Below are 7,298 nucleotides of genomic sequence, written 5' to 3' on the forward strand. Positions count from 1 at the left end.
CCCGGTTGTAATCGGAAAGGAAGAATCAAAGGCAATCGGTTTCGGCAAGGAACTCGTCGACAAGCGGCTTGATTATTCCACCCTAACGGCGGTGTTCGGCCAAACCAATGGTTTGGTGAGCGACAAAATTCGAGCGGTGCTGGAATTCGTTTGGGAGTGCCTGAAGGGAAAGGGTACGAAGGGCATCGTGTTCGCTTACGACGAAGCTCAAAACATGATGGACCATGCAGCGAAAAGTGAGTATCCGCTATCTTTGATGCTTGACTGCTTCCAGTCAATTCAAAAAAAGGGGATTCCATTTATGTTGGCGATGACTGGATTGCCAACTCTATTTCCTAAGCTTGTCGAAGCACGAACTTTTTCGGAACGAATGTTTCGCGTCATGACACTTGAGCGACTTAGTGAAGATGAAAGTCGAGATGCGATTGTAAAGCCAATCGAAACTGATCATTGCCCAATCAAACTAAAGGCCGAGGCGGTCAACACGATAATCCATGAATCTGGTGGTTATCCCTATTTTATACAGTTCATTTGCAAAGAAACGTATGACTCGTTTTTGCAGCAAAAAGAAGCGGGAATTGACCAGCCGAGTGTTTTTGTCATTGATGTAATGCGCAAACTTGATACCGATTTTTTTTCTGGTCGGTGGTCAAAAGCTACGGATCGGCAGCGACAATTATTGAAAGTTGTTGCCTCGCTGCATAACTGCGCAAGTGAATTCACTTTGCAAGAGGTGTCCGAGAAATCCGCTGAACTTTTGGATCAGCCTTTTAGCCCAAGTCATGTCAGTCAAATGTTCAGCAAACTGTCAGAGATCGGGTTGGTATACAAAAACAGGTATGGCAAATATGCCTTTGCTGTTCCGCTAATGCACGAATTTATTAAGCGACAGGTTGAATAATGCTGTCGCAACGTGATTTCTCGTTCCCCCAATAGCAATGGATACAATTATGGACCCAGGCGATGCGATAGTTGCTGCAAAGTGGACATGGGGTGTTGGTCGATGGATAGCGCGAAGGAAATTTGTTCGGCGGTGGAGTGACAAGTCGAAATTAAAATTGTTGACGCCACTGCATCATGGCTTCCTTCACGCGGCCCGCAGACTTTCCTGCCAAATGCATCAAGAATGGGACCGCCACCATGCTATCGCCGCAAATTTAGCTGTTGATGTATGCACCGCATGCAGAATGGGAATGGGTGGCCTAGTTAATTTAAGCCCAAATCAATTACACTGTTGTTTGAAAGTCGTACTGCCGCAGATAGACGGTGGCAGCGAGCGCGTCGGAACCTGGGGTCGCTCAACGCCTACCGATGGAAGGCCGCAAGACCTTGATGATGATCAGGCCCATTTAGTCGATGAGAATTCCGTTTGGTGCGCGCTAACCGGTCGCTTTGACGGAGAAACGCATTGGCCGGAAGGGCTAACATGCTTTTCGTGTAACGATCTGGCGAAATACGGATCAAAATTTCACTGCACAAGGCCACATTGGTCAAAATACTACCACTCGGTTCTTGTATTTCCATTACGATATGCTCAAAATACGGCTGGCACATTGATGGGAAACGTCGGGTTTTTGGCGTTCGACTCCCACAAAACAAATGCATTCCCCGAAATTCCTGATATATTCAATTATGTGGAGCGTCCCGCAGAATATCTTGACGCCTTGCACAAGACACCAGCATTTCATCTAGGCGCACTGTTTGCTGACACGTTAGGAACGTTTCTTGGATCAGCCTACGATTCTTCCAGGCACTAAGGAGATTTACGTGGCAGTCGAAATTGCTGGACAGAAAAAATGCGCTAAAACCGATTCGGTCAAAGTAGCTGCCCAAGTGAAGATCGTTCTCGTTCCATTTCCGGAAGAGTACGTTCGTGCCGCGCAGTCTGTAATTCTTGACCGGTCAAAGCAGGCAGCGCTGGCCGCTACGAAACGGCGGTAAAATATTGCCGCCCCTCTGCTACAATGCGGGGCATGAAACTCGGCGGCGGATGCCTAATAGCTCTCGCAATCGCGATGGCCTGGATGATCGCGACTGAATACCTAATCGCTGTCGTGAATGGTCACGGACCGTTCGACTGGGGCGGGTTTCTCTACTGCTTTTGGCCATGCCCGCTGGCGTTCGCGTTGGGAATCTATCTTTGGCGGCGCAAACCCAGAAATTGGTTTTGGTGAATTGGCGTCAAAATCCAACTTTCTGGACAGCCGCGCGACTTTCTGGACAGAACGCCCTAGCGCGTCACTTCTTGGACAAAGCCTTTCTGCGGAGAAGGCAAGGGAGTTTTTGGGCCAGGGGGCAAGTGAGGGGTGAGGGGTGAGGGGTGAAGCGGGAGGCAGAAAGAAGGAGGCAGAAGGCAGGGGGTAGAAGGCGGAGGGGGAAACGGGGGTCGATTCATTTGAATGGGGATGTCGTTTTTTGGCAACGCTTTTTATGGTCGGCGCGGGAATTTGATGTTTGTTTGCCGCTGCGCGCAAGCGGATGAGCTACGTTTGGGAAAGGCTGGGGCGGGCGGTTGCTTGTCGAAACACGGGTATTCGGCTCGTGCGATCCCGCAGTATGGATTGGTTCTTCCAAGGGAAAGACGAACTTTGCGGTCCTGATGCGAGTTGTTTTTTCGGCGAACGGCGTTTTCGCCCCTCCATAACTTTTGTGAACAGGGAACATGGCAATGAAGGGCAAGAACAAACCGGTGCGATCGTTTGAACGCTTGGAAACACGAGAACTGTTGGCGGGGAATGTGACCTGGGCAGTGGTCGGAGGCAGTCTGACCGTGAACGGCGACAATGCCGCCAACATGCTGCAATTGACCGAAGTTTCCGGCGATCGCTGGAAGATTACCGGGCTGGCAGGAACGAAAATCGACGGCAAATCGTCGGTCACCACCGGGCCCGTGACTCATGACGTTCAGTTATACATGAACGGTGGCAATGACAATGTGACCGTCAAAAACGCTACGGTGCCGCACATTTTGAACGTGTTTGGCGCCGACGGAAATAACACAACCACGCTTGACAACGTGAAGGTCGGTTACGGGCTGGGCGTGTATGGCAACGCCGGCAACGACGTGGTGATGGCCACTAACGTGAACGTCGAAGCGATCGACCACATTTATTATTCGGTGTTCGATCTGGGCGACGGCAACAATACGGTGATTGCCAATCATTTAAGCGCTTGGGACATGCGTGTTTATACCGGCTCGGGCATGGACAGCGTGAACGTGATGAATTCGACGCTGCAGCCGGGAACGTCGTCATTGACGGTGAATACCGGCGACGGCCGGGATGCCGTTTCTCTTTCGAAAGTGAAAACCGACGCGATTAACGTGGACGTGGGAGGCGGGAACATGGACAGCGTGAGTGTGGTGAAATCGACCGCGGGCACCGCGACGTTTGCCGACACCGACGGCACCAATGGAATCATTTCCGGAATGGGCAACGATTTTGGCTCGCAGACGATTGATCCGAACTTCAAATACCGCTCCGGCGATTTGCAGCACGACACGGTTTAGGCGACGGCAAATTGGAACCGCAGAGGACGCAGAGGTTTGATTGCGTCAAGCACGGTGGCGTGGCTCACTTGCGAGATCTCCAATAATCAGACCGGCGCTTGGCATGGGCGATGGCGATCACATAAATTCGATCGCCTTCTTGTCGGAATACAATTTGAAACGGAAAATCACGCACGCTGCATGCGCGGTGGCGTGAATCGACCGCCAGAAATCGGTCGGGGACGGCGGCAATCTTTGAAATGGCCTCGTCGATGGCGACCGCGAATCGCTGGGCTGCCGTTTGGCTGCGCTGTTGATACCAATCAGCCGAATGGGTCAATTCTTCCGTGGCCGCGGGATGAAAATCAATCCGCACGTTTCAGGCCCACTTGCGAAAAGAGTTGCTGGCGGACATCGGACCAGGGTTGCGGTGTGACTTTGCCGGAATCGATTTCCGCGGAGCGGCGTTCGATTTCGGCCAGCCATTGCTTGGAGAGCGTGGGAGGTTGATCGTCCGGCACGCTGGCGGCCAATTCGTCAATTAGCCGCAACCGGTCGGCAATGGCCATGTTGAACGCAGCGGACAGGATGGAATCGTAGTCGGACATGGGGGCCTCCAACTGGATTATATCACAAATCACGTGGTTTCGGACCGAGAAATGGTGATAAACCGCAAAGTCGCTCATGGTGCGTCTGTAGCGGCCTTGACGCACCCTACACCGCTGAGTGCCATGGCCACGGTTCGCAGTAGCCATGCTTTTTGGCAGCACTTCATGCCCACGTCGAACCGTGGGCATGGCACCCGGCGCCCGGCATAATGCGCAGCTACTATTCGTAAACTTCACGCCGATGTGCAATCGACAGCACGAATACCCGAGTTGTACTGTCGTCGATCCGATAGATCACTCGCCAATCGCCGATACGATACCGTAGGTAACCGGCAAACTTTCCAGTCAACCGCTTGATGTTGTTGTGTCGACGAGGATCACGCTCCAGTTGCGCAAAGCAGCGGGCCAATTTCTTCGCCAAGGGGAGTTGGGCCGCGGCATAAAACGCCGTGGCTTCGGGCGACAGGATGACATCAAACATCCTTGCGGACCTTGCGCCAGGCGGTGCCCTTGCCTTTGGCGATGGAGCGTTCCGCTTGTTTGATTCGCCGAGTGAGCGGCCGGTTCATGGTTTCGATGAAACCGGCCAACGACTCCAGCCGATCGGGCGGCAGCTTATCGATCAATTGCTTGATTTCGCGTCGTAGTTCGGCGGTGCTCATGCAACAATTATAGACGATTTTTGGCAGCCGCACCAATTGAGAGTGTTTGCGGGTCGAATTCTTCTGGAACCGCGGAGGCGCGGAGACGCAGAGGACTGGCTGGGTGGCACCGGCTTTGCCAGTGGTTTCCTGTGCGGCACGCAGCACTGGCAGAGCCAGTGGCAGCCGGGCGCGTTAGTTTCGTTTTTTCTCCCCTCGCCCCTTGTGGGAGAGGGGTCGGGGGTGAGGGGTTCTTCGTGAAGAAGTGGCTGGCGGTTCGGTCTGCAACTTCTGCCAAATTACCTCGGCCACGGTGTCCCAATCTTGCAGCACGTCGTGATTCCAAAATCGCAGGACCGCAAACCCTTGCGATTCCAGCCAGCATGTCCGCTGGGCATCGTACGATTGCTGCACGCTGTGTTGCCCGCCATCGAGTTCGATAATCAGCCGTTGTTTGAAGCAGACGAAATCGACAATGTATTCGCCCAGCGGCACTTGTCGGCGAAATTTGAATTGAGCAAACCGGCGGCCGCGCATGCGCGACCAAACGAATCGCTCTGTGTCGGTGAGCGAACGGCGTAGTTTTTTGGCACGTGGGAGCGATTTGTTCATGGTGGATTTCCTGCCCTCTTGTCTATCTACATTGTTAAGTAGCCATCGTCTTGCGAGCTGCTACCCCTCACCCCGGCCCTCTCCCGCAAGGGGAGAGGGAGATTTTGAGCTAGCGGCCAATGTTAGATTATCTACACGGCTGTGGCGGGCAAAGGGTGCCATCCCGGCGCGCCGAGACTGCTCGGAGTGGCCATGTTTTTTCACAGCTCTTTATGCCCACGTCGAACCGTGGGCATGGCACTCGTACTTTCAAATCGGTGTAAGACCGCCGGGAAAAGAACTATTGCACTCGCCGAGAATTGTTTCGGCAAAGCATGCATACGCATTTGCTCCATCGCAGCCTATCAACATTCCATTCCATTCAGTAGCTTCGCCAAGCATACTGAAAATCCACGCCCCAGAATCACCCGGCCTTGCGAGTTCGTGAAAAATGTAGCGTGGTGGCGTCGATTTTATTTCGAAGATACGCCCAAAGCAACGAGGGCCATCATTGAATTCGATCTGATACCAAATCACAACACCTCCAAGTTGACCATTTACGTAGCCACTCGCTTGTCCCCGAAAATGTACTTGGTCGTACGGCTGCATTTCGCGAATTGGCTTCACTCGCTGGACAGACGAGACTTCGCCGGTTCCACGGAGCGTCTCAATTCCCTCATCTAGCTTCGTGATTGAAACATCCAGTGATTCGGCGTTCGGATATGCAACGGGATTGCACTTGGCACCATTCGGTTTCAATGAGGCGAGTTTCGAGAATTGGACAGTGCCAAGACGACTTCGATTTGCAAATATTCCATGGCGGTATGAAGATGTGCCAGTGGTTCCCAAGACGTGCGCACAGCTGGCAATAAAGGTCTCACCACTCGCTCGGCAAGACAGCAAACCCCCTAATGTTCCGGCTGTCCGTGGGTTCAATTGACCCACGCTTATTGCTGGTTGCTTCCTTATGCCAAGAATTCGTTTTAGCGAATTTAGACCCAGACTTCGCTTAAACCGGTCGCCTAGTAATGCTCGGCATGGCGGACGATACTCAAATAGGATGGGATATAATCCTTCAAAAACCCTAATTCCTTGACTCGTGTCGATATACTGTGGTTTTATGGCTCGTGCGGACGCACGCAGAATTGCTCGAATAATAAAAGGCCCCGACCCTTCCGGATACCCCATATTTTTGCAATGGGTATCCCACTCTGGAGGACGAAATCTAAAATCCAATTTCAACTTGAAAGCACTCAACAGTCCTTGAAAGAATTTCGGGTAACGTCCATCGTAGGGCCAGTCATAAAAGTAACGGGCAAAAAAGGGAAAATGTTGGCAATACGCATCTATTCGAGCAGTCTCAAACCAGTATTGATCGCATTCGAGTATGGCCCCTTGAATCACATCTTCCGGAAATATCGAGCGGAGCTGCTCGTACAATTCGCTTCGTAAGCCATCTGATAAATTCAAGAGCTCATCAAGCATGAGGGTTGCCTCCAGCAACAACACCGGCAGCCTTTAATGCACTTGTCACAATTGTCTGCCATCCGGTACCGGAAGTAAAAATAACACAGAATTGGACAAAGATCGGCTGTTCGGGGTCCAAGGCGTGTTTATACACGGCTGGAAATGCCATTAGCGATATCACAACAGAAGCAATAAGCCATCCCAAAATACCGGTAAAATCCCACGTGCCTGTTGACATGTATTTCTGAAAGAACGGCTGTAGTACAATTCCGGAGATTAGCGCCAAGTACTGCGGTATCAAATGAATGGTGCGAGGTTTCTCGCCGGCAGCCGTTGCTTGAGCACGAATTGGTCGCAATTTGGAACCAAGGTCGAAGTACTCGAGAATTCTGTTCATGCCGATAAGCTCCTTGACAGATGAGGGTTCAATTCAGGAGTATACCCCCCACATGGAAATTATTCAACTACCATCTTACCTATCGGAAGTGAAACCAGAATTATCGT

The 7,298-nt window shown here is 52.0% G+C and carries 11 protein-coding genes; 4 read left to right on the forward strand and 7 right to left on the reverse strand.

Features of this window, described 5'->3' with window-relative positions; genetic code table 11:
• The 4 genes from VMJ32_11700 to VMJ32_11715 form a co-directional block, all read left to right on the forward strand.
• Positions 1-901: hypothetical protein (locus VMJ32_11700; protein HTQ39685.1), on the forward strand; the 901-nt coding region annotated here is incomplete at its 5' end.
• A gap of 49 nt (positions 902-950) precedes the next feature.
• Positions 951-1,757, forward strand: coding sequence for a hypothetical protein (locus tag VMJ32_11705; protein HTQ39686.1), 807 nt, complete (start codon positions 951-953; stop codon positions 1,755-1,757).
• Positions 1,758-1,767: 10 nt separating this feature from the next.
• The gene (locus VMJ32_11710; GenBank protein HTQ39687.1) at positions 1,768-1,941 is read left to right on the forward strand and encodes a hypothetical protein; all 174 of its coding nucleotides are present in this window, start codon (positions 1,768-1,770) and stop codon (positions 1,939-1,941) included.
• A 727-nt stretch (positions 1,942-2,668) separates the two neighbouring features.
• On the forward strand, positions 2,669-3,508 hold the full coding sequence (locus VMJ32_11715; protein HTQ39688.1) for a hypothetical protein: 840 nt from the start codon (positions 2,669-2,671) through the stop codon (positions 3,506-3,508).
• Between the two features lie 64 nt (positions 3,509-3,572).
• Here the strand turns inward: VMJ32_11715 and VMJ32_11720 are convergent, their stop codons facing one another.
• From VMJ32_11720 to VMJ32_11750, 7 genes are all read right to left on the reverse strand, one after another.
• A complete protein-coding gene (locus VMJ32_11720; protein ID HTQ39689.1) occupies positions 3,573-3,863 on the reverse strand; it encodes a type II toxin-antitoxin system RelE/ParE family toxin in 291 nt (96 codons plus the stop codon).
• Complete coding sequence (locus tag VMJ32_11725; GenBank protein ID HTQ39690.1) at positions 3,853-4,095, reverse strand: addiction module protein; 243 nt, start codon at positions 4,093-4,095, stop codon at positions 3,853-3,855. The genes VMJ32_11720 and VMJ32_11725 overlap by 11 nt, the downstream gene beginning before the upstream one ends.
• A 220-nt stretch (positions 4,096-4,315) precedes the next feature.
• Positions 4,316-4,576, reverse strand: coding sequence for a type II toxin-antitoxin system RelE/ParE family toxin (locus VMJ32_11730; GenBank protein HTQ39691.1), 261 nt, complete (start codon positions 4,574-4,576; stop codon positions 4,316-4,318).
• On the reverse strand, positions 4,569-4,757 hold the full coding sequence (locus VMJ32_11735; GenBank protein ID HTQ39692.1) for a hypothetical protein: 189 nt from the start codon (positions 4,755-4,757) through the stop codon (positions 4,569-4,571). The genes VMJ32_11730 and VMJ32_11735 overlap by 8 nt, the downstream gene beginning before the upstream one ends.
• A gap of 174 nt (positions 4,758-4,931) precedes the next feature.
• The gene (locus tag VMJ32_11740; GenBank protein HTQ39693.1) at positions 4,932-5,348 is read right to left on the reverse strand and encodes an endonuclease domain-containing protein; all 417 of its coding nucleotides are present in this window, start codon (positions 5,346-5,348) and stop codon (positions 4,932-4,934) included.
• Positions 5,349-5,597: 249 nt separating this feature from the next.
• Positions 5,598-6,812, reverse strand: coding sequence for a hypothetical protein (locus VMJ32_11745; protein HTQ39694.1), 1,215 nt, complete (start codon positions 6,810-6,812; stop codon positions 5,598-5,600).
• Positions 6,805-7,191 carry a hypothetical protein gene (locus tag VMJ32_11750; GenBank protein ID HTQ39695.1) on the reverse strand — a complete coding sequence of 129 codons (387 nt, stop codon included), beginning with the start codon at positions 7,189-7,191 and terminating at the stop codon, positions 6,805-6,807. Before VMJ32_11750 ends, VMJ32_11745 begins: the two co-directional genes overlap by 8 nt.
• Positions 7,192-7,298: the final 107 nt, after the last annotated feature.

Source organism: Pirellulales bacterium (assembly GCA_035499655.1).
In the GTDB taxonomy this organism is placed as follows: Bacteria; Planctomycetota; Planctomycetia; order Pirellulales; family JADZDJ01; genus DATJYL01.